This is a genomic window from Pseudomonas frederiksbergensis (genome assembly GCF_017114915.1).
GTDB classification, from domain to species: domain Bacteria; phylum Pseudomonadota; class Gammaproteobacteria; order Pseudomonadales; family Pseudomonadaceae; genus Aquipseudomonas; species Aquipseudomonas frederiksbergensis_I.
The window spans coordinates 33,122-57,570 of record NZ_JAAUOE010000006.1 but is presented as its reverse complement, the minus strand read 5'-3'; the positions used below and the strand labels follow the sequence as shown (position 1 = coordinate 57,570).

Annotated in this window: 20 protein-coding genes; 9 read left to right on the top strand and 11 right to left on the bottom strand. The window is 59.7% G+C overall.

Going from position 1 to position 24,449, the window contains the following annotated elements; all coding sequences use genetic code 11:
- The 6 genes from nuoM (at nt 1) to HCU66_RS06680 (ending at nt 5,218) form a co-directional block, all read left to right on the top strand.
- Nucleotides 1-1,533 (top strand): NADH-quinone oxidoreductase subunit M, encoded by a 1,533-nt coding sequence (gene nuoM / locus HCU66_RS06705; RefSeq protein ID WP_205887739.1) that lies wholly within the window; start codon nt 1-3, stop codon nt 1,531-1,533.
- A 7-nt stretch (nt 1,534-1,540) separates the two neighbouring features.
- On the top strand, nt 1,541-3,004 hold the full coding sequence (nuoN, locus tag HCU66_RS06700) for an NADH-quinone oxidoreductase subunit NuoN (protein WP_205887738.1): 1,464 nt from the start codon (nt 1,541-1,543) through the stop codon (nt 3,002-3,004).
- 235 nt (nt 3,005-3,239) lie between these two features.
- Entirely contained in the window at nt 3,240-3,740 is a 501-nt protein-coding gene (locus tag HCU66_RS06695; protein WP_205887737.1) for a type VI secretion system amidase effector protein Tae4, read from the top strand.
- On the top strand, nt 3,740-4,195 hold the full coding sequence (locus tag HCU66_RS06690) for a type VI secretion system amidase immunity protein Tai4 (RefSeq protein ID WP_205887736.1): 456 nt from the start codon (nt 3,740-3,742) through the stop codon (nt 4,193-4,195). Before HCU66_RS06695 ends, HCU66_RS06690 begins: the two co-directional genes overlap by 1 nt.
- A 409-nt stretch (nt 4,196-4,604) precedes the next feature.
- On the top strand, nt 4,605-4,844 hold the full coding sequence (locus HCU66_RS06685; protein ID WP_205887735.1) for a type II toxin-antitoxin system Phd/YefM family antitoxin: 240 nt from the start codon (nt 4,605-4,607) through the stop codon (nt 4,842-4,844).
- The gene (locus HCU66_RS06680; RefSeq protein WP_205887734.1) at nt 4,841-5,218 is read left to right on the top strand and encodes a type II toxin-antitoxin system VapC family toxin; all 378 of its coding nucleotides are present in this window, start codon (nt 4,841-4,843) and stop codon (nt 5,216-5,218) included. The genes HCU66_RS06685 and HCU66_RS06680 overlap by 4 nt, the downstream gene beginning before the upstream one ends.
- A 341-nt stretch (nt 5,219-5,559) precedes the next feature.
- Here HCU66_RS06680 and HCU66_RS06675 read toward each other — a convergent pair whose 3' ends face one another.
- From HCU66_RS06675 to HCU66_RS06645, 7 genes are all read right to left on the bottom strand, one after another.
- Entirely contained in the window at nt 5,560-5,760 is a 201-nt protein-coding gene (locus HCU66_RS06675; protein WP_205887733.1) for a co-regulatory protein PtrA N-terminal domain-containing protein, read from the bottom strand.
- Between the two features lie 215 nt (nt 5,761-5,975).
- A complete protein-coding gene (locus HCU66_RS06670) occupies nt 5,976-7,718 on the bottom strand; it encodes an ABC transporter substrate-binding protein (protein ID WP_205887732.1) in 1,743 nt (580 codons plus the stop codon).
- A 48-nt stretch (nt 7,719-7,766) separates the two neighbouring features.
- On the bottom strand, nt 7,767-8,039 hold the full coding sequence (locus tag HCU66_RS06665; protein ID WP_205887731.1) for a DUF2160 domain-containing protein: 273 nt from the start codon (nt 8,037-8,039) through the stop codon (nt 7,767-7,769).
- 10 nt (nt 8,040-8,049) lie between these two features.
- Nucleotides 8,050-8,850 carry a carbohydrate ABC transporter permease gene (locus HCU66_RS06660; RefSeq protein ID WP_123358324.1) on the bottom strand — a complete coding sequence of 267 codons (801 nt, stop codon included), beginning with the start codon at nt 8,848-8,850 and terminating at the stop codon, nt 8,050-8,052.
- Between the two features lie 8 nt (nt 8,851-8,858).
- Nucleotides 8,859-9,725, bottom strand: coding sequence for a carbohydrate ABC transporter permease (locus tag HCU66_RS06655; protein WP_205887730.1), 867 nt, complete (start codon nt 9,723-9,725; stop codon nt 8,859-8,861).
- Nucleotides 9,722-10,819, bottom strand: coding sequence for an ABC transporter ATP-binding protein (locus HCU66_RS06650; RefSeq protein WP_205887729.1), 1,098 nt, complete (start codon nt 10,817-10,819; stop codon nt 9,722-9,724). The genes HCU66_RS06655 and HCU66_RS06650 overlap by 4 nt, the downstream gene beginning before the upstream one ends.
- Nucleotides 10,819-11,913 carry an ABC transporter ATP-binding protein gene (locus HCU66_RS06645; protein WP_205887728.1) on the bottom strand — a complete coding sequence of 365 codons (1,095 nt, stop codon included), beginning with the start codon at nt 11,911-11,913 and terminating at the stop codon, nt 10,819-10,821. Before HCU66_RS06645 ends, HCU66_RS06650 begins: the two co-directional genes overlap by 1 nt.
- A 408-nt stretch (nt 11,914-12,321) precedes the next feature.
- Between HCU66_RS06645 and HCU66_RS06640 the strand changes: the two genes are divergently transcribed.
- Entirely contained in the window at nt 12,322-14,172 is a 1,851-nt protein-coding gene (locus tag HCU66_RS06640) for a sigma-54-dependent Fis family transcriptional regulator (RefSeq protein WP_205887727.1), read from the top strand.
- 110 nt (nt 14,173-14,282) lie between these two features.
- On the opposite strand, the gene cysS is transcribed toward HCU66_RS06640, so the two are convergent.
- Nucleotides 14,283-15,665, bottom strand: a complete 1,383-nt coding sequence (gene cysS / locus HCU66_RS06635; RefSeq protein WP_205887726.1) for a cysteine--tRNA ligase — start codon at nt 15,663-15,665, stop codon at nt 14,283-14,285.
- A gap of 20 nt (nt 15,666-15,685) precedes the next feature.
- The gene (locus tag HCU66_RS06630) at nt 15,686-17,383 is read right to left on the bottom strand and encodes a glutamine--tRNA ligase/YqeY domain fusion protein (RefSeq protein WP_205887725.1); all 1,698 of its coding nucleotides are present in this window, start codon (nt 17,381-17,383) and stop codon (nt 15,686-15,688) included.
- A gap of 261 nt (nt 17,384-17,644) precedes the next feature.
- Here HCU66_RS06630 and HCU66_RS06625 point away from each other — a divergent pair, with 261 nt between their 5' ends.
- Both HCU66_RS06625 and lpxH read left to right on the top strand, forming a co-directional pair.
- Nucleotides 17,645-18,148 (top strand): peptidylprolyl isomerase, encoded by a 504-nt coding sequence (locus HCU66_RS06625; protein ID WP_064618823.1) that lies wholly within the window; start codon nt 17,645-17,647, stop codon nt 18,146-18,148.
- Nucleotides 18,145-18,897 (top strand): UDP-2,3-diacylglucosamine diphosphatase, encoded by a 753-nt coding sequence (gene lpxH, locus HCU66_RS06620; protein WP_205887724.1) that lies wholly within the window; start codon nt 18,145-18,147, stop codon nt 18,895-18,897. The genes HCU66_RS06625 and lpxH overlap by 4 nt, the downstream gene beginning before the upstream one ends.
- Before the next feature lie 149 nt (nt 18,898-19,046).
- Here the strand turns inward: lpxH and HCU66_RS06615 are convergent, their stop codons facing one another.
- Both HCU66_RS06615 and HCU66_RS06610 read right to left on the bottom strand, forming a co-directional pair.
- Nucleotides 19,047-22,721: a translocation/assembly module TamB domain-containing protein gene (locus HCU66_RS06615; protein WP_205887723.1), complete on the bottom strand. Its 3,675-nt coding sequence runs from the start codon at nt 22,719-22,721 to the stop codon at nt 19,047-19,049.
- Nucleotides 22,718-24,445, bottom strand: coding sequence for an autotransporter assembly complex protein TamA (locus HCU66_RS06610; protein WP_205887722.1), 1,728 nt, complete (start codon nt 24,443-24,445; stop codon nt 22,718-22,720). The genes HCU66_RS06615 and HCU66_RS06610 overlap by 4 nt, the downstream gene beginning before the upstream one ends.
- Nucleotides 24,446-24,449 lie beyond the last annotated feature (4 nt).

Genomic DNA, 24,449 nt, shown 5'->3' with positions numbered 1-24,449 from the left:
ATGATTCTGCCCTGGCTAATCCTGATCCCCTTCATCGGCGGCCTGCTGTGCTGGATGGGTGAGCGCTTCGGCGCCACCCTCCCCCGCTGGATTGCGCTGATCACCATGTCCCTGCTGCTCTCCCTCGGCCTCTGGCTGTGGGCCAACGGTGACTATTCATTTGCTCCGGCACCGGGTGCCGATCCGACCTGGGTGATTGAGTTCAAACACGTCTGGATCCAGCGCTTCGGCATCAACGTGCACCTGGCCCTCGACGGCCTGTCGCTGTTGATGATCCTGCTGACCGGCCTGCTGGGTGTCCTCTCGGTACTCTGCTCCTGGAAAGAGATTCAGCGTCACGTGGGCTTCTTCCACCTGAACCTGATGTGGATCCTGGGCGGTGTCGTCGGCGTGTTCCTCGCCCTCGACCTGTTCATGTTCTTCTTCTTCTGGGAAATGATGCTGGTGCCGATGTACTTCCTCATCGCGCTCTGGGGTCACAGTTCTTCGGACGGCAAGAAAACCCGGATCTACGCGGCGACCAAGTTCTTCATCTTCACGCAGGCTTCCGGCCTGATCATGTTGGTGGCGATCCTGGGGCTGGTACTGGTCAACTTCAACGACACCGGCGTGATTACCTTCAACTACGCCGACCTGTTGAAAACCAAGATGTCGCAGACCACCGAGTACATCCTGATGCTCGGCTTCTTCATCGCCTTCGCGGTCAAGCTGCCAGTGGTACCGTTCCACTCTTGGTTGCCTGACGCTCACGCCCAGGCACCGACCGCAGGTTCCGTCGACCTGGCGGGTATCTTGCTGAAGACTGCAGCGTACGGCCTGCTGCGTTTCGCCCTGCCGCTGTTCCCGAATGCCTCGGCCGAGTTCGCGCCGTTCGCCATGACCCTGGGTCTGATCGGGATCTTCTACGGTGCGTTCCTGGCCTTCGCGCAAACCGACATCAAGCGTCTGGTTGCCTTCTCCAGTGTGTCCCACATGGGCTTCGTGCTGATCGGCATCTACTCCGGCAGCCAACTGGCGCTGCAGGGCGCGGTGATGCAGATGCTGGCTCACGGTCTGTCGGCCGCGGCACTCTTTATCCTCGCCGGTCAGCTGTACGAGCGCACCCACACCCGCGATATGCGCGAGATGGGTGGCCTGTGGTCGAAGATTGCCTACCTGCCAGCCCTCAGCCTGTTCTTCGCGGCCGCGTCGCTGGGCTTGCCGGCGACCGGTAACTTTGTCGGTGAGTTCCTGATCCTGATCGGCACCTTCGCCAGTGCCCCATGGGTCACCGTACTCGCGACGTCCGGCCTGGTGTTCGGTTCGGTCTACTCGCTGATCATGGTCCACCGTGCCTACTTCGGCCCGTCCAAGTCGGACGCGGTGTTGCGTGGCATGGACGGTCGCGAACTGATCATGGTGGTTGGGCTTGCGGCGCTGCTGATCTACATCGGCGTGTACCCGCAACCGTTCCTCGATACCTCTGCCGCGACGATGCATGGCGTGCAGCAGTGGCTCGGCACCGCCTTCACTCAACTCGCTTCGGCCCGGTAAGAGCGCTATGGAATTCACGACTCAACACTTTATCGCGCTTGCGCCGTTGTTGATCACCAGCGCCACGATCATCGTGGTGATGCTGGCTATCGCCTGGCGCCGCAACCACTCACAGACCTTCCTGGTGTCGGTGGCAGGTCTTAACCTGGCCTTGCTGTCGATCCTGCCAGCCCTGAAAGTCGCGCCACTGGCCGTGACGCCATTGCTGCAGATCGACACCTTCGCCTGCCTGTACATGGCGCTGATCCTGGTCGCCACCCTCGCCTGTGTGACCCTCGCCCACGCCTACCTGGGCGACGGCGGTACGGGCTACCCGGGCAACCGTGAAGAACTTTACCTGCTGATCCTGATGTCCGCCGCCGGTGGCCTGGTGCTGGTCAGCGCGCAGCACCTGGCCGGGTTGTTCGTCGGTCTGGAACTGCTCTCGGTACCGGTCTACGGTCTGGTGGCTTACGCCTTCTTCAACAAGCGTTCGCTGGAAGCCGGCATCAAGTACATGGTGCTGTCGGCCGCCGGTTCCGCGTTCCTGTTGTTCGGCATGGCCCTGCTCTACGCCGAAGCCGGCAGCCTGAGCTTCAACGGCATCGGCCAGGCCCTGGCGGCCACCGGCCTGCCGAGCCCGATCGCGCAACTGGGCCTGGGCATGATGCTGATCGGCCTGGCGTTCAAACTGTCGCTGGTACCGTTCCACCTCTGGACCCCGGACGTTTACGAAGGGGCTCCGGCACCGGTGGCGGCGTTCCTGGCCACCGCATCGAAAGTGGCGGTGTTCGCGGTGATGGTGCGGCTGTTCCAGATCTCGCCGGCGGCGAGCAGTGGCGTGCTGAGCAACGTACTGACCATCATCGCCATCGCGTCGATCCTGTTCGGTAACCTGCTGGCACTGACCCAGAGCAACCTCAAGCGTCTGCTGGGTTACTCGTCCATCGCGCACTTCGGCTACCTGCTGATCGCCCTGGTGGCGAGCAAGGGCCTGGCCGTGGAAGCCATCGGCGTGTACCTGGTCACCTACGTGATCACCAGCCTCGGCGCGTTCGGTGTGATTACCCTGATGTCCTCGCCGTACAGCGGCCGTGACGCGGATGCCCTGTACGAATACCGCGGCCTGTTCTGGCGCCGTCCGTACCTGACCGCCGTGCTGACCGTGATGATGCTGTCCCTGGCCGGTATCCCGCTGACCGCGGGCTTCATCGGCAAGTTCTACATCATCGCCACCGGCGTCGAGTCGCATCAATGGTGGCTGGTCGGCTCCCTGGTACTGGGCAGCGCCATCGGCGTGTTCTACTACCTGCGCGTGATGGTCACCCTGTACCTGATGGAACCGAACCTGCGTCGCCACGATGCGCAAATGCACTGGGAACAACGTGCAGGCGGCGTGATGCTGCTGGCGATTGCCGTACTGGCGTTCTTCCTCGGTCTGTACCCACAACCGCTGCTGAACCTGGTTCAACAGTCTGGGTTGGCGGGTTGATCGTTTAGGCGATACTCGGTAACAAACAGAAACGGCACCTTCGGGTGCCGTTTTTGCGTTTGTGGGATTTGTTACTGTTGCCCTCCCCTTTTCGCATCGGGCCACACATGACGAAATGTAACCTTGCGGCCCGAGGTATGAGGTCCTGTTGAGCAGCGAGTACCACCATCGTCACCTCAAGCATGAAGGATTAAACTGCTGAAGATTTTCTGCTTCCTAAAATCAAGGATGAAACATGATTCGACCCTCATTTTCTAGCGCGTGGGCGGCTTCTCAACGGATATACGATCCCCTCAATCCATCTGAAAAAGTTGCGACAGTCATCGGCGGCAATGTTGCAATGAACATTAACAGCCGTGATCCGGCCCTAAGGTGGGTCAACACGTGCGCAGTGCGCATGAGCTATATCCTCAATTACTCCGGCTCACTCATACCGCGAATAGTGGGTGAAACCGTGTCTGGCGTTGATAAGCGCTGGTACTTTTATCGCGTCAAAAGCCTGATTGCCTATCTGGAACAGCAATGGGGAAGTGCCGAGACGGTCAGATACCCGGCCGCAGATGGCGGCACCCTGGCGGGCAGGAAGGGACTTATTTTGTTTGAGGTTTCTGGCTGGTCGGACGCTCAGGGGCATGCCACATTGTTTGACGGCAGAATGTGTTATGACCACTGCTATTTCAATGAGCCGGGTGTGAACTATCAAACCGACCGCGCAAACTTCTGGAGTTTGTCTTGATGAAGTATTTGACTACGGTCTTGATACTGGCTTGGGCTGCCGCACCTTCCAACAGTTGGTCCAAGGATGATCCGACCCACTCCCCACAGGCAGGCGGGCGCACCTACGCGCAAAATTACAAGGATATGGTGCTGGCAGACTGCATCGCTACAGCCTACAAGAACGAACCTGAAGCCGCCCAGGACGCCGGAAGCAGTGCCAGTGCGCTTATGGACTGGACCTCTTTCGATCTGGAGCAAGCACCTCAAGCCGGTAAACCACTGGTTGACCAGTTTCTGGCTCGTGATTATCACAATCCGCTGGTCGAATCAGAGCGTCAAGGCGTTCGATTTGAGCTGCTCAAATGCCTGGACCTGTATCACAGCAAAGAGTTGGACAGTCAGGTCAGGCAATTGGTCATCAATCCCCAACATACCTATCGTCAGGACAACCCGCCACGATCCAAAAACGATTGACCCTGCATGAGCCAACACTGTGGCGAGGGACACGCGCACTCGCCACAGGATCCGGCAGCTACTCCGCTGGTTCGACGTTATCCAACGCCGCACTCCCCTCCTCCTGCAATCCCCGAAAGCTCTCGCCGGATTGTCCGTTTCGTCCTACATCCAGCACTGCGCACTTGGCTCTATCTTGAATGACTGGCTGGATCGATAAATCAACACGAGAAAGAACAATGAACCGTGACATCTTTTCCGAACTGGTAGACGGCCTAGACGCCTTGGCCGCTGAGCGCCAGGGTAATGTCACGCTGCTGACCCATCGAGTGAAACGCTCCAAATCGCCCCCGTCCCACTTGAAGAATCGCGCATCTTTACCGTCTCCCAATATTCTGGCTATATTTGTCCAGAATATTGGAGAGAAACCATGATCGTCGTCCCGTTGGCCGAAGCAAAAAACAATCTGTCCAAACTCGTCGATGACGCGGCCGCCGGACAGATCATCACGATTGCCAAACATGGTCGGGCCCTTGCGCGTCTGGTTCCGATGGGAAAACCCCGTGGCCAGCGTATCGGAGCGATGAAAGGCAAACTGGTGCTCCCCGAAGACTTTGACGCCCCACTGCCAGACGACATGCTCGATGCTTTTGAAGGCACTCAAGAATGAGGCTCCTGCTCGACACGCATATTTTGCTCTGGACGCTCAGCGATGACCCCAGGCTATCCGGCAGAGCCAGGAAGCTCATTGAGAGCGCTGCCGACATTTACATCAGCGCAGCGACATTCTGGGAGATGGCGATCAAGGTCGGGCTGGGAAAGCTGAACGTTGACCTGGAAGAAATCCGCCAGTGCTGCCTCGACAGCGGGTTCATCGAGCTGCCTGTGACCTCGGAACACGCCATTGCCGTGAAGGACCTCGAACATCACCATCGTGACCCGTTTGACCGTCTCATTGTTGCAACGGCCATGGCAGAACCCATGAAACTTCTCACCGCCGATCCATTGGTTGCCCGGTACACGGATTTGGCTGTTTTGGTCTGATCGGCTGGAACAGGCACAAATGAGGACGGCACGTTTCGGGTGCCGTTTTTGCGTTTTGAGATCGTAGCTTTCAGGCGACAAATATATGCAGTGCTACTCAGGCCCAGTAGAAGCGCTGGGAGCGCGACATCGAAGTCAAATACGTGGTGCAGAAGCTCCTTGCTCCGTTGGTAAGAGGTGAATCTTTTGGCGTCCTTCGGGGCGCCTTTTTTATACCTGTAGATTGAGAATCTGAGCTGCCGAAGGCTGCGATCTTTTGATTTTGCTTTTCAAGATCAAGATCAAGATCAAAAGATCGCAGCCTTCGGCAGCTCCAGGGGGATCCGATGTCAGTTGCCCGCTTACAAGTCTTTGGTCTTGTCGTCCTTCTTTTCATTCGCGACGACGGGATCACGCGCCTTTTCTTTGGCAACAAACGTCTCCACCGAACGGTCATTGGCCGCCATCATTTTTTCAAAGGCTCTGTCGCCGCCACCTTCAGCCAAAACAACAGAAGACATCACCAACGCTGCTGCAAACGCACTCAGTTCTGCAAGTTTCATGTTTGATTCCTCGTTTAATTAACTAACGAGGTCAAGGTAACAATCCGAACCTTTCATGACGGTGGCGCGCAAATTACATATCCGTTATGTAGCCTGAAAGGTATCTGTGGCGAGAGCGCTTGCTCCCGCTGGGTCGCTTGCTCGCGAAAGCGGTCCATCGGGCACAAATGAGAACGGCACCTTTCGGTGCCGTTAGCGTTTCACATCACAAACGATTACTTACGCGCCGCCTCCCACGATTTCAGCAGTTCGGCATAGCTCACGGTTTCACCTTTAGGCTTCTCGTTCGCCAGTTTCGGTTTCGGCGCACCCGGCTGATCGAGCCAGTACTGCGCATCCCGCTCTGGGTTCATTTTCGGTGCGCAGGTGGCTTGGGCCTTCGAGCGTTCCAGACGGGTCATGATTGCGTCCTGATCCTTGGCCAGACCGTCCAGTGCCTGTTGCGGCGTTTTCTCGCCACTGGCCGCTTCGGCGATATGGCTCCACCACAGTTGCGCCAGGCGCGGATAGTCCGGCACGTTGGTCCCGGTCGGGGTCCATTGCACGCGGGCCGGGCTGCGATAGAACTCCACCAGGCCACCGAGTTTCGGTGCCAGGTCGGTCATGGCTTGCGAGTTGATGTCCGACTCGCGGATCGGCGTCAGGCCGACAATGGTTTTCTTCAGCGATACGGTTTTCGAGGTCACGAACTGTGCGTACAGCCACGCCGCGAGTTTTTGCTTTTCAGGCGTGGACTTGAGGAAGGTCCAGGAACCGGCGTCCTGATAACCGAGCTTCATGCCCTCCTCCCAATACGGACCTTTCGGCGACGGCGCCATGCGCCATTTCGGCGTGCCATCGGCGTTCATCACCGGCAGGCCCGGCTTGGTCATGTCGGCGGTAAACGCGGTGTACCAGAAAATCTGCTGGGCGATGTTGCCCTGGGACGGCACCGGACCCGATTCGGAGAAGGTCATGCCCGCTGCTTCCGGTGGCGCGTATTTTTTCATCCAGTCCACGTACTTGGTGGTGGCATAGACCGCCGCCGGGCCGTTGGTGTCGCCGCCACGGGTCACGCTGGAACCGACCGGATGGCAGTCCTCGACGCGGATGCCCCACTCATCCACCGGCAAGCCGTTGGGGATGCCTTTGTCGCCGGCACCGGCCATGGAGAACCAGGCATCGGTGAAGCGCCAGCCCAGGGACGGGTCTTTCTTGCCGTAGTCCATGTGGCCGTAGACGCGTTTGCCGTCGATTTCCTTGACGTCTTCGCTGAAGAATTTGGCGATGTCTTCATAGGCCGACCAGTTCACCGGCACGCCCAATTCATAACCGTATTTTTCTTTGAATTTGGCTTTCAGGTCCGCCCGCTCGAACCAGTCGGCGCGGAACCAGTAGAGGTTGGCGAATTGCTGGTCGGGCAGTTGATAGACCTTGCCGTCCGGCGCGGTGGTGAACGAGATGCCGATGAAGTCTTTGATGTCCAGCGTCGGCGAGGTGTAGGCCTTGCCTTCGTTGGCCATCAGATCGGTGATCGATTCGGTCTTGCCGTAGCGAAAGTGCGTACCGATCAGGTCCGAGTCGTTGACCCAACCGTCATAGATGTTCTTGTCCGATTGCATCTGGGTCTGCAGCTTTTCCACCACGTCGCCTTCCTGCAGCAGGTCGTGGGTCAGCTTGATCCCGGTGATCTCGGTAAACGCTTTGGCCAGCACCTTGGATTCATATTCGTGGGTGGCAATGGTTTCGGAGACCACCTTAATGTTCATCCCGCGAAACGGCTCGGACGCCTTGATAAACCACTTCAGCTCTTCGAGTTGTTGATCGGCCGTCAGGGTAGACGGTTTGAATTCGCTGCCAATCCATTTTTTGGCGGCGTCTTCATAGGCATCGGCCCAGGCCGCAGCGCTCAACCCGCTGAGTGCCAGCATGGCTGCCAATGAAACGCTATGTCGCAGCTTATTGTTTTTGTCGAACATAGAGACCTCCTGTTTGAGTTTGGGAGCAACATTGCCGATCGATGTCGACTAGCCCCAGCGCATCACAGCCAACAGCCACACCAGGGACAACGCGAACGCCACCCAGATGCTCCAGTCGGTGGCGCCGATGACCAGCAAATGCAGGTAGGCGCTGCCGAGAAGCCCGATAAACAGCCGATCGCCACGGGTGGTGGCAATCGGCAAAAAACCACGCCGAGGGACACTCGGCGAACGTAACTCCCAGGTCGTCATGCCCATCAGGATCAAGGCAATGACGCTGAAGAACGCCGCCGTGGGGACGGTCCAACTCATCCATTCCATCATCAGCTCCTCATACCCGGCCCAGGGCAAAGCCCTTGGCCACATGGTTACGGACAAACCAGATCACCAGCATGCCTGGCAGGATAGTCAACACCCCCGCCGCCGCCAGCACGCCCCAGTCAATGCCGGAGGCCGAGACCGTACGAGTCATCACCGCGGCAATGGGTTTGGCGTTCACCGAGGTCAGGGTTCGCGCCAGCAACAGCTCGACCCAGGAAAACATGAAGCAGAAAAACGCCGTCACGCCGATTCCGGAACCGATCAGCGGGACGAAAATCTTCACGAAGAACTTGGGAAAACTGTAGCCATCGATGTAGGCGGTTTCGTCGATTTCCTTGGGCACACCGGACATGAAGCCCTCCAGAATCCACACCGCCAACGGCACGTTGAACAGGCAATGAGCCAACGCCACGGCGATGTGCGTGTCGAACAACCCGATCGAGGAATACAGCTGGAAGAACGGCAGCAGGAACACCGCCGGCGGCGCCATGCGGTTGGTCAGCAGCCAGAAGAACAGGTGCTTGTCGCCGAGGAAGCGATAGCGCGAAAAAGCATACGCCGCCGGCAGCGCCACGCTCAGGGAGATCAGCGTGTTGAAACTCACGTAGTACAGCGAGTTGAGATAACCGGTGTACCAACTCGGATCAGTGAAGATCACCTTGTAGTTGGCGAAAGTGAAATCCTGGGGAAACAGCGTCAGGCCGCCGAGGATTTCGGTGTTGCTCTTGAAGGACATGTTCAGCAGCCAATAGATCGGCACCAGCAGGAACAGGATGTAGATCAGCAACGGGATAAGCTTTCTCTTGCTCATGGCGGGCCTCACCGATTGGCGTCAGAGTGAGTCATGGCGGTGTAGAACAGCCACGACACCAACAGGATGATCAGGAAGTACACCAGCGAGAACGCCGCCGCCGGGCCGAGGTCGAATTGCCCTACGGCCATTTGGGTCAAAGTCTGACTCAAGAAGGTCGTGGCATTGCCCGGACCGCCACCGGTCAGCACAAACGGCTCGGTGTAGATCATGAAGCTGTCCATGAACCGCAGCATCACCGCGATCAGCAGCACGCTCTTGAGCTTGGGCAACTGGATGTGTCGGAAAACCGCCCAGGCTGACGCCCGATCGATCCGCGCCGCCTGGTAGTACACGTCCGGAATCGCCCGCAGACCGGAGAAACACAGCAACGCCACCAGCGACGTCCAGTGCCAGACGTCCATCACCAACACCGTGACCCAGGCGTCCATGGTGTTGGCCGCGTAGTTGTAGCTGATGCCCATGGCATTGAGGCTGGACCCGAGCAAGCCGATGTCGGCGCGGCCGAAAATCTGCCAGATGGTGCCGACCACGTTCCACGGGATCAGCAGCGGTATCGCCAGAACAATCAGCACCACCGACGACCAGCGACCCTTGGTCGGCATGGTCAGGGCGATGGCGATGCCCAGCGGGATTTCGATCAGCAACACGCAGCCGGAGTAGATGAACTGGCGCAGCAACGAGTCATGCAGCCGTGGGTCGAGCAGCACCTGCTTGTACCAGTCGGCCCCGACGAAGTAGCGGCTGGACTGGTCGAAGATGTCCTGCACCGAGTAGTTGACCACCGTCATCATCGGGATCACCGCACTGAACGCCACCAGCAGGAACACCGGCAACACCAGCCACCAGGCCTTGTTGTTCTGCACCTTGTTCATGGCAGCACCTCCAGCAAATAATCATCGGCATAGACCATCAGCCATTGCGCGGGGAAACTGATGTAGGCCGTGCCGTCGGGCACCGGTTTGTCTTCGGCCAGGCGGACTTTCAGCGGCGCGCCGTCAAGGTTCAGGGTCAAGATCTTGTACGTGCCCAGGTCTTCGACGTGTACGACCTGTGCCCGCAGCGCGTCATCAAAGGGTTCTTCCCACACATGGACGAACTCCGGGCGGATGCCGACCTTCAGGGTTTTCCATTCGGACTCGGCGATGCGTCTTTGCATCGCGTCGGACAACGGCAAGTGGGTCCCGGCGAAACCGACCCCGCCGGCCTGAGGCTGGACTTCAATCAGGTTCATCCCCGGGCTGCCGATGAAATAGCCGACAAAGGTGTGGCTCGGCCGCTCGAACAATTCCCGGGGCGTACCGAACTGCACGATCTGACCGCCGTACATCACCGCGATCTTGTCGGCGAAGGTCGAGGCTTCGAGCTGATCGTGGGTGACATAGACCATGGTGATGTTGAACTGCTCGTGGATCTGCTTGAGCTTGCGCCGCAGCTTCCACTTCAGGTGCGGGTCGATCACCGTCAGCGGTTCATCGAAAAGGATCGCCGACACGTCATCACGCACCAGCCCACGGCCCATGGAGACTTTCTGTTTTTCATCGGCGGTGAGGTTGCGCGCCTTCTTGTGCAGCAACGCCTGAAGGTCGAGGACTTCGGCGATTTCATGCACCTTGCTGTAAATCTTCGCTTCCGCCATGCCCTGATTACGCAACGGAAAGGCCAGGTTATCGAACACCGTCATGGTGTCGTAGACCACCGGAAACTGGAAAACCTGGGCGATGTTGCGCTTTTCCGGGGTCAGCTCGTTGACCACTTTGCTGTCGAACAGCACCTGCCCCTGGGACGGGCTGAGCAACCCGGAAATAATGTTGAGCAAGGTCGACTTGCCGCACCCCGAAGGCCCGAGCAGCGCGTAAGCACCGCCCTGCTCCCAGACGTGGTCCATCTCGCGGATCGCGTAATCCTCGGGGCCGGTCGGCGTGTGGGTGTAGCTGTGGGCAAGGTTCTGCAAACGGATTTCGGCCATCAGGCAACCCTCGCAATGCGACGACCGGGCGCCTGGACCAGCCGCCCCTGCGTATCGAACACAAACAGTTTATGGGTCGGGATATAGATGCGAATCGGCGCATCGACGTCGTATTCGTGAACACCGGGCAAATGCAGCACCAGCAGGAAATACTCGTTGCGTACGTGCAGGAACGTCTCCGAACCGCTGATCTCGGCCACCTCGACGGTCACCGCCAGTTCCAGGTCATCGTCATTGCTCGGCACCAGCGAGATATGGCTGGGACGCACGCCGAAACGGAACTCGCCTTCGCCCACCGGCCGCAGATCGACGTTCAACGGAAAGTGCACGAAATTGGCGAAACTGACTTCGTTGCCGGCAATGCGCCCCGGCATCAGATTGATCGGTGGCTCGGAAAACAACTCCGCCGCCAGCACGGTTTGCGGCTGGTGATACACCTCGGAGGACTTGCCGCTCTGGATCACCCGGCCTTCGTGAAGAATCGTGGTGGTGCCAGCCAGTGCCAGGGCTTCGTTGGGTTCGGTGGTGGCGTAAATCGCGATGGTGTGCCGGGCCTTGAACAGCTCGCGCATTTCCTGGCGCAGCTCTTCGCGCAGCTTGTAGTCGAGGTTGACCAACGGCTCGTCGAACAGAATCAGCTCGGCGTCCTTGACCAGCGCCCGGGCCATGGCCGTGCGCTGTTGCTGGCCGCCGGAGAGTTCCAGGGGATAGCGCTGGAGGAATTTCTCGATGCGCAGCATCTTCGCGGTTTCCAGCACTTTGCTCTGGATCAGCTCATTGGAAACGCCGGACTGACGCAGCGGCGAGGCGATGTTCTCGAACACCGTCATGGTCGGGTAATTGATGAACTGCTGATAGACCATCGACACGTTGCGCAACCGCACCGGACGCTGGGTGACGTCGACGCCGTTCATCAGGATGCGGCCGCTATCGGGCTTGTCCAGACCGGCCATCAGACGCATGAGGCTGGTTTTGCCGGACAGGGTGCGACCGAGCAAAACGTTGAACGATCCGGGTTCGAAGTTGAGGCACGCATCGTCGATCCAGGTCTGACCCTCGACGGTGCGGCTGACGTGCTCCAGGATGAGTGACATGGCTCGGCCTTTTTTTATTTTTTGAGTCAAGCGACCGGAGCACTACAGCGACATTCGTGCCAGAAATTCCAAGCGCTTGATTTGGCTTGAAATCCCCTCAAACAAGACAAGAATCGCATTCGTTGCTGAACAGAAATGAACAACCACCAATGAACAATTGAACAGTTCAACGATTGACAATGAACAAATGTGAACAACACTCTACGGACCGTTTTACAGTTCCTGTAGCAGCTGCCGAAGGCTGCGTTCGAAGGCAAAGCCTTCGTGAAATCAGATGTCGCAGTGTGTCAGGATGACCGCGTATACAGGTTTTACGACGGCTACGCCGCCGAACGCAGGCTTCGCCAGCTGCTACATGGATCGCACCCACAATAAAAACAATAAAAGCTTGCTCAGAGATCGACCGCCATGGCCGCACCTGCATCAAAGCTCTCCCACGACGCCATCATCCAGGACTCCTGGTCGCGCTGCCGCGCATTCGGGCTTGATCATCAAAGTGCTCCGGCGTTCGACCAACTGCCGGCAGAGGGCATCGCCCGGTTGCTGGAGAGCCAGCATTCACTGGTGCAGACCACCCATCAGGAAGTTCTGCCGTATTACGAGAACATCCTCAGCAACTCCAATTGCCTGATCATGCTCGCCGACAATCAGGGCCAAGTGCTGACGTCCTGGGGCACCCAGCGTTTCATCGAGCCGAGCCTGACTCGCGGCTTCAGCGCCGGCGCCAGCTGGATGGAGCGCTGCAGCGGTACCAATGCGATCGGCACCGCGTTGGCCTGCGAACAGGCGGTACACATCGAGCACGATGAACACTTCCTCAAGGCCAACCGCTTCATGACCGGTTCCGCCGCGCCGATTTTCGATGCCGAGCGCAAGGTGATCGCGGTGCTGGATGTGTCCAGCGACAGCTACCTGCCGCCCTCTCACACTTTGGGCATGGTCAAGATGATGAGCCAGACCGTGGAAAATCGGCTGATCCTCAACCTGTTCCACGGCCAGCATTTCCAGCTGACCTTCAACACCGGGCTGAACAACCTCGACAGCCAATGGGCCGGGTTGCTGATCTTCGATGAAACCGGTCAGGTGCTGTCGGCCAATCGCCGGGCCGACAATTTGCTGGGCATCAGCCTGTCGCGGGTCAGCGTCGAGAGCCTGTTCAAAGTCTCGTTGCTGGAACTGCTGAACCAGCCGGACGGCCTGCCGTTCGCCCTGCAAGCCTCGGGGCGCAACCGCTTTCAATGCCTGCTGAAACGGCCAAAACAAGCGCCGATTCAAGCGCGGCTGTTTTCTGAAACAAAGAGCGCTGAAGCCACGGCGCCAGCGCCCGCCGCGATCAGCCTCAACACTCTGCACTTCGGCGACAGCCGCGTGGAAAAAGCCGTGCGCCAGGCCGAGCGCTTGCTGGAAAAGGACATTCCGTTACTGATCCACGGCGAAACCGGGGTCGGCAAGGAAGTCTTCGTCAAAGCCCTGCACCACGCCAGCTCACGCAACAAACAGCCGTTCATTGCCGTCAACTGCGCAGCAATCCCCGCCGAACTGGTGGAATCCGAGTTGTTTGGCTACGAGAAAGGCGCGTTCACCGGGGCCAACCAGAAAGGCAGCATCGGGCTAATCCGCAAGGCTGATAAAGGCACCCTGTTCCTCGATGAAATCGGCGACATGCCGCTACCGACCCAAGCCCGGCTGCTGCGGGTGTTGCAGGAGCGTTGCGTGCAACCGGTGGGCAGCAGCGAGTTGTTCCCGGTAGATATTCGGATCATTTCAGCGACTAACCGCTCGTTGCGCGAGCAGGTTCAGTTGGGACGATTTCGCGAAGACCTCTATTACCGGATTGGCGGTTTGACCCTGGAGTTACCGCCACTCAGAGAACGCAGCGACAAGCAGGCGCTGTTCAAGCGCTTGTGGGAGCAACACCGTGAACCGTCGCAGTGGGCCGGGCTGAGCCCCGAGGTGATGGCGTTGTTCAGCCGCCATCCATGGCCGGGAAATCTGCGCCAGGTCAGCAGCGTGATGCAGGTGGCGCTGGCCATGGCCGAGGAACAACCGGTGCGGCCGGAGCATTTGCCGGATGATTTTTTTGTCGATCTGGAGATGGAACCGGTGGATGCGCCGGAGCCGGTAGCCGTTGATTTGAATGATGCCGAGGCATTGAATCGGCAGTTGCAGGCGGCTGGGGGGAATATTTCGCACCTGGCGCGGCGGTTGGGGGTTAGTCGCAATACCCTGTACAAGCGGTTGCGACAATTGGGGGATTGATCGTTCCCACGCGCAGCAAAGGAATGCAGCCCGGGACGCTCCGCGTCCCTTCCAGAGCCGAACGCAGAGCGTCCGTTGAGGCATTCCCACGCGAAGCGTGGGAACGATCATCAGTCAGCCAGACGCCAGGTCGTGCCACCCTTGCCGTCTTCCAGCACCACGCCCATGGCGGTGAGCTGGTCGCGAATGCGGTCGGATTCGGCCCAGTCCTTGTTGGCACGAGCGGTCAGGCGCGCCTGAATCAGCGTATCAACCTCAGCCGCATCGACCCGCCCTTCGGCGCCAGCCTGCAGGAAGTCATCGGCTTCAAGCTGCAACACACCCAGCACACTGGCCAGTTCCTTCAAGCGCGCCGCCAGACCAGCCGCCGCGTCCAGATCGCTCTCGCGCAGACGGTTGATCTCGCGGACCATCTCGAACAGCACCGCGCAGGCTTCCGGCGTGCCGAAGTCGTCGTTCATCACCTGGGTGAAACGCTCGACGAAGGCTTCGCCGCCAGCCGGCGCCACGCTCGGCAGGCCTTTCAACGCATGGTAGAAACGCTCGAGGGCACCCTTGGCGTCCTTGAGGTTGTCTTCCGAATAGTTGATCGCGCTGCGGTAGTGGCTCGACACCAGCAGGTAACGCACGACTTCCGGGTGGTACTTGTCGAGCACATCGCGAATGGTGAAGAAGTTGTTCAAGGACTTGGACATCTTCTCGCCATTGATGCGAATCATGCCGCAATGCATCCACGCGTTGGCGTAGGTCTTGCCGGTGGCCGCTTCGCTCTGGGCGATTTCGTTTTCGTGGTGCGGGAACTCGAGGTCGCTGCCGCCGCCGTGAATGTCGAAGGTCTCGCCCAGGCAGCAGGTGGACATCACCGAGCACTCGATGTGCCAGCCCGGACGACCGTCGCCCCACGGCGATGGCCAGCTCGGCTCGCCCGGCTTGGCGCCTTTCCACAGCACGAAGTCCAGCGGGTCCTGTTTCGACTCGTCGACTTCGATCCGTGCGCCGATGCGCAGGTCTTCGATTTTCTTGCGCGACAGCTTGCCGTAGCCCATGAACTTGGCGACGCGGTAGTACACGTCGCCATTGCCCGGTGCGTAGGCGTAGCCCTTGTCGATCAGGGTCTGGATCATGGTCTGCATGCCAGCGATGTAATCGGTGGCCCGCGGTTCCATGTCCGGTTTGAGGATATTGAGGCGGGCCTCGTCCTCATGCATCGCGGCGATCATGCGCTCGGTCAGCACGTTGAACGGCTCACCGTTCTCCCTGGCCCGATTGATGATCTTGTCTTCGATGTCGGTGATGTTGCGCACGTAGGTCAGGTCGTAACCGCTGAACCGCAACCAGCGGGTCACCAGGTCGAACGCGACCATGCTGCGGCCGTGGCCCAGGTGGCAGTAGTCGTACACGGTCATCCCGCAGACGTACATGCGCACCTTGTTGCCATCCAGCGGCTTGAAGACTTCTTTGCTCTTGGTGAGCGTGTTGTAGATCGTAAGCACGACGGTTCCTTAAGACTTGATCACTGGCCCCACGAATCACGCAGGGTCACGGTACGGTTGAATACCGGAGCGCCCGGTTTCGAGTCCTTGATATCCGCGACGAAGTAACCTTCGCGCTCGAACTGGAAACGGTCTTCCGGCTGTGCGTTGCCCAACGAGGGTTCAGCACGACAACCGGTGAGGACTTGCAGTGAGTCAGGGTTGATGTTGTCCAGGAAACTGGCGCTGTCTTCGGCCTTCTCCGGGTTCGGAGAACGGAACAGACGATCGTACAGACGCACTTCGCACTCGACGCTGGCCGCGGCCGGCACCCAGTGGATCACGCCTTTGACCTTGCGGCCTTCAGGGTTCTTGCCCAGGGTTTGCGGGTCGTACGAGCAGCGCAGTTCGACGATGTTGCCGTCGGCGTCCTTGATCGCTTCGTCGGCACGGATCACGTAGCTGCCGCGCAGACGCACTTCGCCGTTCGGCTCCAGGCGCTTGTAGCCTTTTGGCGGCTCTTCCATGAAGTCTTCACGGTCGATGTAGAGCTCACGGGCGAACGGCAGAACGCGCACGCCCATGTCTTCTTTCGGGTGGCACGCCAGTTCGAGGTTTTCGACCTGACCTTCCGGGTAGTTGGTGATCACGACTTTCAACGGACGCAGCACGCACATGGCCCGTGGGGCGCTGTGGTCGAGGTCGTCACGGATGCTGAATTCGAGCATGCCGAAATCCACCACGCCGTCGGAACGGTTGGTGCCGATCATTTCGCAGAAGTTGCGGATCGATTTCGGCGTGTAGCCACGGCGACGGAAACCCGACAGCGTGGACATGCGCGGATCGTCCCAGCCATTGACGTGCTTCTCGTCCACCAGTTGCTTGAGCTTGCGCTTGCTGGTGATGGTGTAGTTCAGGTTCAGACGGCTGAACTCGTACTGACGCGGCTTCGCCGGTACTGGCAGATTCTCGAGGAACCATTCGTACAACGGACGGTGGCTTTCGAACTCCAGGGTGCAGATCGAGTGGGTGATGCCTTCGATGGCGTCCGACTGACCGTGGGTGAAGTCGTAGTTGGGGTAGATGCACCACTTGTCACCGGTCTGGTGGTGGTGAGCGTGACGGATGCGATACATGATCGGGTCGCGCAGGTTCATGTTCGGCGAGGCCATGTCGATCTTGGCCCGCAGCACGCGTGCGCCGTCCTTGAACTCGCCGGCCTTCATGCGGGCGAACAGGTCGAGGTTTTCTTCAACCGAACGGTCGCGGAACGGGCTGTTCTTGCCCGGCTCGGTCAGAGTGCCGCGATATTCCTTGGCCTGTTCCGGGGTCAGGTCGTCGACGTAGGCCTTGCCGGCCTTGATCAGCTCTACCGCCCAGTCGTGCAACTGGTCGAAATACTGCGAGGCATAGCGCACTTCACCGGACCATTCGAAGCCCAGCCATTTGACGTCGCTTTCGATCGCGTCGATGTATTCCTGGTCTTCCTTGGCCGGGTTGGTGTCGTCGAAACGCAGGTGCGTGACGCCGCCGAATTCCTGGGCCAGGCCGAAGTTCACACAGATCGACTTGGCGTGACCGATGTGCAGGTAGCCGTTGGGCTCAGGCGGGAAACGGGTGACGATCTGCGTGTGCTTACCCGAGTCCAGGTCCGCCTGGATGATCGGGCGCAGGAAGTTGACCGGCACGGCGGGGCCGGTCTTGGAATTCGAGGTAGGGTCGACAGTGGGCTTGCTCATAGGATCCTTGAACGTACAAGTGCGCGGCCAGTTGGCCAAATCAAAGCGGCTGTTATAAATCAAAGGGGCTTATCATAGCCGATGCTGTCAAGTGGCTGACAGAGCGGGCCGGCAATCGGTTGCATTTAATCGGCCGCCGATGAAAAACAGCCTCGAAATTCGCGCCCGGCACGCTAAACTGCGCACCTTGGCCGACACTGGCCGGACCGGTTGAGGGCCAAAGCGCCCCGAACCCACGAATTTCTATAAAGAGTACTGATCATGACTCAAGTCAAACTGTCTACCAACTTCGGCGACATCGTTCTGCAACTGAACGCTGAAAAGGCACCGCTGACCGTTGCCAACTTCATCGAGTACGTCAAAGCCGGTCACTACGAAAACACCGTTTTCCACCGCGTCATCGGCAACTTCATGATCCAGGGCGGCGGTTTCGAGCCTGGCATGAAAGAAAAGAAAGACAAGCGCCCAAGCATCCAGAACGAAGCCGACAACGGCCTGCCGAACAAGAAGTACAGCGTGGCCATGGCCCGCACCATGGAGCCGCATTCGGCTTCCGCGCAATTCTTCATCAACGTGGCGGACAACAGCTTCCTGAACCACAGCGCCAAGACCGTTCAGGGCTGGGGCTACGCGGTATTCGGAGAAGTGGTTGAAGGCACCGACGTGGTCGACAAGATCAAAGGCGTGGCCACCACCTCCAAGGCCGGTCACCAAGACGTACCTGCAGACGACGTGATCATCGAGAAAGCCGAGATCATTGAGTGATACTGCTGATTTCAGACTTGCATCTGGAAGAGGAGCGCCCGGACATTACCCGGGCGTTTCTGGATTTGCTCGCCGGACGCGCCCGCTCGGCGAGTGCGTTGTACATTCTGGGCGACTTTTTCGAGGCGTGGATTGGCGACGATGCCATGACGCCGTTCCAGCGTTCCATCTGCCAGGCCCTGCGCAACTTGAGCGACAGCGGCACGGCCATTTTTCTGATGCACGGCAATCGCGACTTCATGCTCGGCAAGGCTTTCTGCAAACAGGCCGGCTGCACATTGCTGAAGGACCCGAGTGTCGTGCAGTTCTACGGCGAGCCCGTGCTGTTGATGCACGGCGACAGCCTCTGCACCCGCGACGAAGCGTATATGAAGCTGCGTCGCTATCTGCGTAACCCGATCACCCTGTTCATCCTGCGGCATCTGCCCTTGGGCACCCGGCATAAACTGGCGCGCAAACTGCGCAGCGAAAGCCGTGCGCAGACGCGGATGAAGGCCAATGACATTGTCGATGTCACACCGGAAGAAGTGCCGCGGATCATGCAGCAATACGGGGTGAAAACCCTGATCCACGGTCATACCCATCGTCCCGCCATCCACAAGTTGCAGATTGGCGAGCAAGCGGCCAAGCGCATTGTGTTGGGGGATTGGGACCGTCAGGGCTGGGCGTTGCAGGTGGATGAGCAAGGGTTTGCGTTGGCGCCGTTTGACTTCACCCCGCCGCCGCAACTGGCGGCACCTTCAGCCTGATCGTTCCCACGCTCTGCGGGGGAATGCTTCAACGGACGCTCTGCGTTCGGCTCTGGAAGGGACGCGGAGCGTCCCGGGCTGCATTCCCACGCGGAGCGTGGGAACGATCTTTAAACACAAAAGCCTGTGGTGAGGGGGCGTACAGGGAGTTAGAAATCCCGCTTATAGAAGATGTCCAGCGAACTGGCCACGCCGCTGGCGGCTTCGAGGTAGACTTTTTTGCTCAACTTGTAACGCAAGGCAATGGTGTTGGCCGGTTCGAACACGCCTACGCCATAACGCAGGCTGAGCTTCTCGGAGATGTTGCCGCTGGCCACCACGCTGGTGGTACTGCCGCTGCCTTGGGTATCGAGTTGGAAGTCCTGAATGCCCAAGTCCTTGGCCAACCCGCTGGTCACGCCGGAGCTGCCCATCAAGCCCAAGCCGAGGGCGGCCTGGGCGAGCATGTTGTTGTCTTCACCGGTGGTACTCAGCGGACGTCCCAGCACCAGATAAGATAATGCCTGCTCCTGACTCATCGCCGGTTCGGAAAAGATCTGCGTGGCCGGCTGCTCGGCGCTGCCACTCAGGCGAATGCCGGCGATCACGTCGTCGGTCTGGCGAATCGCTTCGATGTCCAGGTACGGCTGATCGATGGGACCGGCAAACAACAGGCGCGCCCGGCGCACCGTCAGCCGCTGGCCATAGGCGCGATAACGCCCGTCGTTGAGCCACAGCTCGCCGCGAGTGTCCATGTTATCGCCGATATGCACCTGGCCTTGCAGGTTGGCGGTCAGGCCGAACCCGGCAAAGCTGAGTTTGTCCTGACCGACCACCACATCGACGTCCATCGCCATGGCCATCGGCGGTTTGCCCTCTTCGGTCTGCTGACCGACGATCACCGTGTCATCGGAGACCTTGACCGTCGACGGCGGCAGCTCGCGCACGGTGATGTCACCCTTGGGCACCAGCACCTTGCCGACGATCGCCAGTTTGTCGTCCTTCATGGAGATCTTCAGGTCCGGCGCCACTTCCAGCGCGGCGTAGGGCTCCACGGTGACCGGCAACTGCGAGCCCTTGAGTGTCAGATCCACCACCAGCGCCTGGCCCCAGGCGATGTTGCCATTGAGGCTGCCCTGCCCGGTCTTGCCGCTTTTCCAGCCGCCGTTCAGTTGCACGGTTTCGCCGGCAATCACCGCTTGAAGATGCAAGGCCTCAAGCGCCATCGGCAGTTGCGGGCCGGAAATTTCCCCGTCGCGCAGCTCAAGATTGCCGTTGACCAGCGGTGCCAGCAACCCGCCGGACAGCGTGCCGCTTCCGCTCAAATGCCCGGTGACTTTCTCGACCATCGGCACAAACGGCCGCGCCACCGACAAGTCCAGACCACTGAGACGGAACGAGCCGGTCAGCGGTTTGTTCTTCGGCAACGGGTTGATCTGCGCCTGGAGCATCAGCTCACCGAGCTTGCCACCGACGAAATTGAGGTCGGTGTCGATGCGTTTCGGCGTGAGTTTGCTGGTGAGTTTCAGGGTCTGGTATGGGAAATCCAGCCACTGATCCTTTTCCTTCATGCGCAACGTGCCGCCGCTGGCATCGACGCTGATCTGGCCGTTCGGGCCGCTGGCCGGCAAGTCCAGTTGCAGGTCGGCGTTGAGCCGGCCCTGCCAGGCGAAATCCTTCGGCAGCCATTGCGCCAAACTGTCGATAGGGAACTGCTTGAGGTGGTAACGCAGCTTCGGCTCAGGCATCAAGCGCTGGCCTTCGCCGCACAGGCTGGCCGGACCGGACATCCAGCAATGGGCGCCGAAGTTGATTTGGCCATTCGCCAGTCGTTCAAGCTTTGCCGGATTTTGCAGCTTCCAGTCCTGACCGCCCACCTGGATGTCGCCGCTGGCCAGACGCCCGCGCCAGTTGCCCTGATCCAGCGAGCCATCGAGACCGAGCGCCAGTTTCAACTTCGGTCCTTGCAGGTCGAGGGCCAGTTTCTGGTTTTTGATGTCGCCCTGGCCGCTGGCGGTCAAGGTGCCCAGTAACGTGTCGCCGGTCCGGATGCCGCTGCTCTTGAAATCGATCTTCGCCCGCTGGGCGCTGTCGAGGGTGGCGTCCAGATTGAGGCTTTGCAGGCGATGGTCTTCGAACGCCAGTTGCGTGCCCTGCAAACCGAGCTTGCCTTGCGGTGCCTTGAGCGTGCCGGCGACATCGACCCGGCCATTGAGCTGACCGCGCAGCTGCGGCCAGAGCTGGGCCAGGCGCGGCATCTTGATGTCGAGCTGGCCGGCGAGTTTCTGTTGCAGGCTGCCTTGACCATTGATGCTGTTGTCACCGAGGCGTATCTGCAATGCGCTGAGGTTCCATTGCTCGCCGCCGCCATCGGCCTTGGCTTGCAGCACCGCCGGTTGCCCGCGCAGTTTACCTTTCAAGTCCAGGTCGGCGGTCAGGCTGAGCCTTTCGTTTTTCATCTCACCCTTGCTGCGCAACGGGCCGGCCAAGGTACCCGGCAACTCCGCGAGCCAGTACGCCGGGTTGATCGCCGAGAGGTCCAGCGCGGTATCCCAGGCGATGCCGTCGGCAAATTGCAGGTTAAGATGCCCCTCGGCCTTGCCCTGCCCGGCTTCGAGCTTGAATTGCGGCAGATGGATTTGGCTCAGATCGCCGCTGAACGGGCTGCTCAGGCTGAACGCCCCGGCCGGGCCGTCCAGAGCAGCCTTGAAGTTACCGATGTAATTGCCGTCGGTGTAGGAGACTTCACCGTTGAAGCTGCGCAGCGCCACTTGCGGCTCGTCGATCAGCGGATAGAGGCGGTGCCAGGGGAAGTCCAGCCAGTCGATTTTTGCATCAGCGCTTAGGCCTTTGCTCCAGTCCAGTTGCCCGGTGAGTTTGAGGCTTTGTTTGTCATTGGCAGTCAGGTCGAGACCCACGATTTGCGCGCCCTTGGCGTCGACCTTGCCTTGCAGCAACAGCGCGACCGGGCCTTGTTCGGCGGGCAACGTGGCTTTGCCGAGCAACTGGTAGCCGTTTTTCAGGTCGCCGTCACCGGTAAGTTCCAGTTGATTGAGTTGCAGGGTGTCCGGCAGATCGGCGCTAGGTTTGAAGGCGTCAGCGGTGATCCGTACGTTGGCTGGCAGGTTTTCCACCAGCGGTTGCAGTTCTCCGGTGAGCTGCCCGTTCAGGTAACCGCTGCTGTCGGCTTTCAGCTTCAGGGTTTTCAGCAGATCGCCGTCGACCTTCAAAGCCAGTGCCCAGGGTTCGGTGCCCGGCGCCGGCAAAGTCAGTTTGCCTTCGGCGGTCAGCGGCCAGTTGCCGCTCGGTTGCAACACGCCGGACAAATTCAGACTCAGTTCATCACGCTGCAAGTGCACCGAGTCGATCTGCAAACCCTTTTCGGTCCAGTGCGCTGCCAGTTGCAGCCCTCTGAGTTCTTCACTGCCGTTGAACAGCAGGCGGCCGATTTTGACGTCGCCCAATTCGATGGCCAACGGCAATTTCAAGTCCGGGAGACTGATCGGGCCGCTGCTCGCCTCTTGCGCGCCCGGCGGGAATTGCAGGCTGACCTGCTCGGCTTGCAACTGCCCGATGCACAGCGTCAAGCGCGTCAGGCACAGCGGCGACCAGGCGAAAATCGCCTGGTTCAGCTCAACCCGGCTGTTGTCCTGCTGCCACAGCAGATGATCGGCGCTCCATCGCCCCCCCAAGCGTCCCTGGAAATTCTCCACGGTCAAACCCGGCACCAACCCGAGCGCCCAGCGACTGCCCGGCGAAGTGCCCAGCAAGGTGGCCAGCGTCAAAACGGCCAGCATCAGCAGCGCCGCAATCGCCGGCAGCGTTATTTTCAAACCACGCTTCACAGCTCAGGCCCCATGGAAAAGTGCAGTCGAATGCCGCCGTCGTCGTCCATCGCGTGAGCCAGGTCGAGACGAATCGGCCCCACGGGCGAGACCCAGCGTACGCCGATACCGACACCGGTCTTCAGGTTCGGCAATTCGAGTGTGTTGAAGGAGTTGCCCTGGTCGATGAAGGTTGCGACCCGCCATTTTTCGGCGACGGAGTATTGATACTCGACGCTGCCGGCCACCATGTAGCGGCCACCGATACGGTCGCCATCGGAGTTCTCCGGGGACAGGCTCTGGTAGTCGTAACCGCGCACGCTCTGATCGCCACCGGCGAAAAAGCGCAAGGACGGCGGAACCGATTTGTAGCCATTGGTGGCGCTGCCGCCGACCTGCACCCGACCAAGCAAGCGGTGTTTGTCGAAGACCGTGGTCAGGCCTTTGACCAGTGCCGTGCCATAGACCAGATTGGTGTCCGAACCCAATCCTTCCTTGGCGACTTTGGTATCGAATTGCAGGCGATAGCCATTGTGCGGGTCGATGCGGTTGTCGCTTTTGAGGTACGAGTAGCTCACGCCGGGCATCAGCAAGGTGCTGAGCCCCGAGTCGTCGCCGAGTGTGTATTCCTCGTGTTGCCACTTGAGCGACACCACCCGCTGCCAGCCGCTGGGCAACTTGCTGTGCCACTCGGGGCCGAGGGTCAGCAGCTTGCTGAGGGTGTCAGTGCCGGCGATTTCTTCATTCTGATAACCACCGGCAAAACGCAGCTTGTCGGTGAGCGGTGGGTCCAGCGGAATGTCGTAAAACAGCCCGACGTTCTGCCGGGGCGCCGAAACCTCGGCCTCCCAGCCATAGCTGTGCCCTTGGGGATTGACCCAATGGCGGGTCCAGTTGGCTTTGGCCCGAGGACCGACGTCGGTGGAAAACCCCAGACCAAGGCCCATGGTTCGTGGCTTTCGGGTATCGAGTTTGACCGCCACCGGAATCACGTCGTCCTTGGACGCGGTCGGCGCCGCGTCGACGCGCACGCCTTCGAAATAGCCGCTCGATTGCAGCGCCTGATTGAGTTCGGCGATCAGTTCGGAGTCATAGGGCGTACCGGCCTTGAACGGCACCATGCGTTGCAGCAGGTCTTCGTCGAACGGCGTGTCGCCTTCGAAACTGACTTTGCCCAGCGCATAGCGCGGGCCACTGTCGTAGATCAATTCGATGTCGGCGACGCCCGCTCGCGGGTCCACCAACAGCTTCTGACGGGTGAAGCGCCCACTGAAAAAGCCGAAGCGCGAGGCCTGGTTCTGAATCACCCGCTTGGCGTCTTCATAATGACCATGATTAAGCACCGCACCGGGTTTGAGCAGGTCGCCTTTGGGCACACGAAAGGATTTGAGCGAGGCCGCAGGACCGTCGACGCGTACCGTGACGTTGCGCAAATGAATCGGCTCGCCGGGATCGATGTTCAGCACCAGGCGCGGCGTCTTGCCGCCCTTCACATCGCTGTCGATTAGCGGCTGGTAATAACCCAAGGCCTGGGCGGCCTTGCGCGCCTGTTCTTCGGCACCGCGACTGAAGCGCAGCAGGGCTTCTTCATCGCGATCGCCGAGGCTACCGATATAGCCTTCTATATTGGCTTTCAGTTCATCGTTGGACGGTTTGATCCGCACATCCAATTCACTTTGCGCCAGCGCCGTGCAGCTGGATAACAGTATCAGCAGGCCGCTGGTCATTCTTCCTGGAACATTCATAGGC

What these genes read in the sequence shown, in the direction of transcription:
- HCU66_RS06665 (WP_205887731.1), bottom strand. Translation starts at nt 8,039, where the DNA reads ATGGAATGGATGAGTTGGACCGTCCCCACGGCGGCGTTCTTCAGCGTC.
- HCU66_RS06650 (WP_205887729.1), bottom strand. Translation starts at nt 10,819, where the DNA reads ATGGCCGAAATCCGTTTGCAGAACCTTGCCCACAGCTACACCCACACG.
- HCU66_RS06630 (WP_205887725.1), bottom strand. Translation starts at nt 17,383, where the DNA reads ATGAGCAAGCCCACTGTCGACCCTACCTCGAATTCCAAGACCGGCCCC.
- HCU66_RS06670 (WP_205887732.1), bottom strand. Translation starts at nt 7,718, where the DNA reads ATGTTCGACAAAAACAATAAGCTGCGACATAGCGTTTCATTGGCAGCC.
- HCU66_RS06690 (WP_205887736.1), top strand. Translation starts at nt 3,740, where the DNA reads ATGAAGTATTTGACTACGGTCTTGATACTGGCTTGGGCTGCCGCACCT.
- HCU66_RS06645 (WP_205887728.1), bottom strand. Translation starts at nt 11,913, where the DNA reads ATGTCACTCATCCTGGAGCACGTCAGCCGCACCGTCGAGGGTCAGACC.
- HCU66_RS06655 (WP_205887730.1), bottom strand. Translation starts at nt 9,725, where the DNA reads ATGAACAAGGTGCAGAACAACAAGGCCTGGTGGCTGGTGTTGCCGGTG.
- HCU66_RS06695 (WP_205887737.1), top strand. Translation starts at nt 3,240, where the DNA reads ATGATTCGACCCTCATTTTCTAGCGCGTGGGCGGCTTCTCAACGGATA.
- HCU66_RS06685 (WP_205887735.1), top strand. Translation starts at nt 4,605, where the DNA reads ATGATCGTCGTCCCGTTGGCCGAAGCAAAAAACAATCTGTCCAAACTC.
- HCU66_RS06675 (WP_205887733.1), bottom strand. Translation starts at nt 5,760, where the DNA reads ATGAAACTTGCAGAACTGAGTGCGTTTGCAGCAGCGTTGGTGATGTCT.
- nuoM (WP_205887739.1), top strand. Translation starts at nt 1, where the DNA reads ATGATTCTGCCCTGGCTAATCCTGATCCCCTTCATCGGCGGCCTGCTG.
- HCU66_RS06610 (WP_205887722.1), bottom strand. Translation starts at nt 24,445, where the DNA reads ATGAATGTTCCAGGAAGAATGACCAGCGGCCTGCTGATACTGTTATCC.
- HCU66_RS06680 (WP_205887734.1), top strand. Translation starts at nt 4,841, where the DNA reads ATGAGGCTCCTGCTCGACACGCATATTTTGCTCTGGACGCTCAGCGAT.
- nuoN (WP_205887738.1), top strand. Translation starts at nt 1,541, where the DNA reads ATGGAATTCACGACTCAACACTTTATCGCGCTTGCGCCGTTGTTGATC.
- HCU66_RS06625 (WP_064618823.1), top strand. Translation starts at nt 17,645, where the DNA reads ATGACTCAAGTCAAACTGTCTACCAACTTCGGCGACATCGTTCTGCAA.
- HCU66_RS06660 (WP_123358324.1), bottom strand. Translation starts at nt 8,850, where the DNA reads ATGAGCAAGAGAAAGCTTATCCCGTTGCTGATCTACATCCTGTTCCTG.
- HCU66_RS06640 (WP_205887727.1), top strand. Translation starts at nt 12,322, where the DNA reads ATGGCCGCACCTGCATCAAAGCTCTCCCACGACGCCATCATCCAGGAC.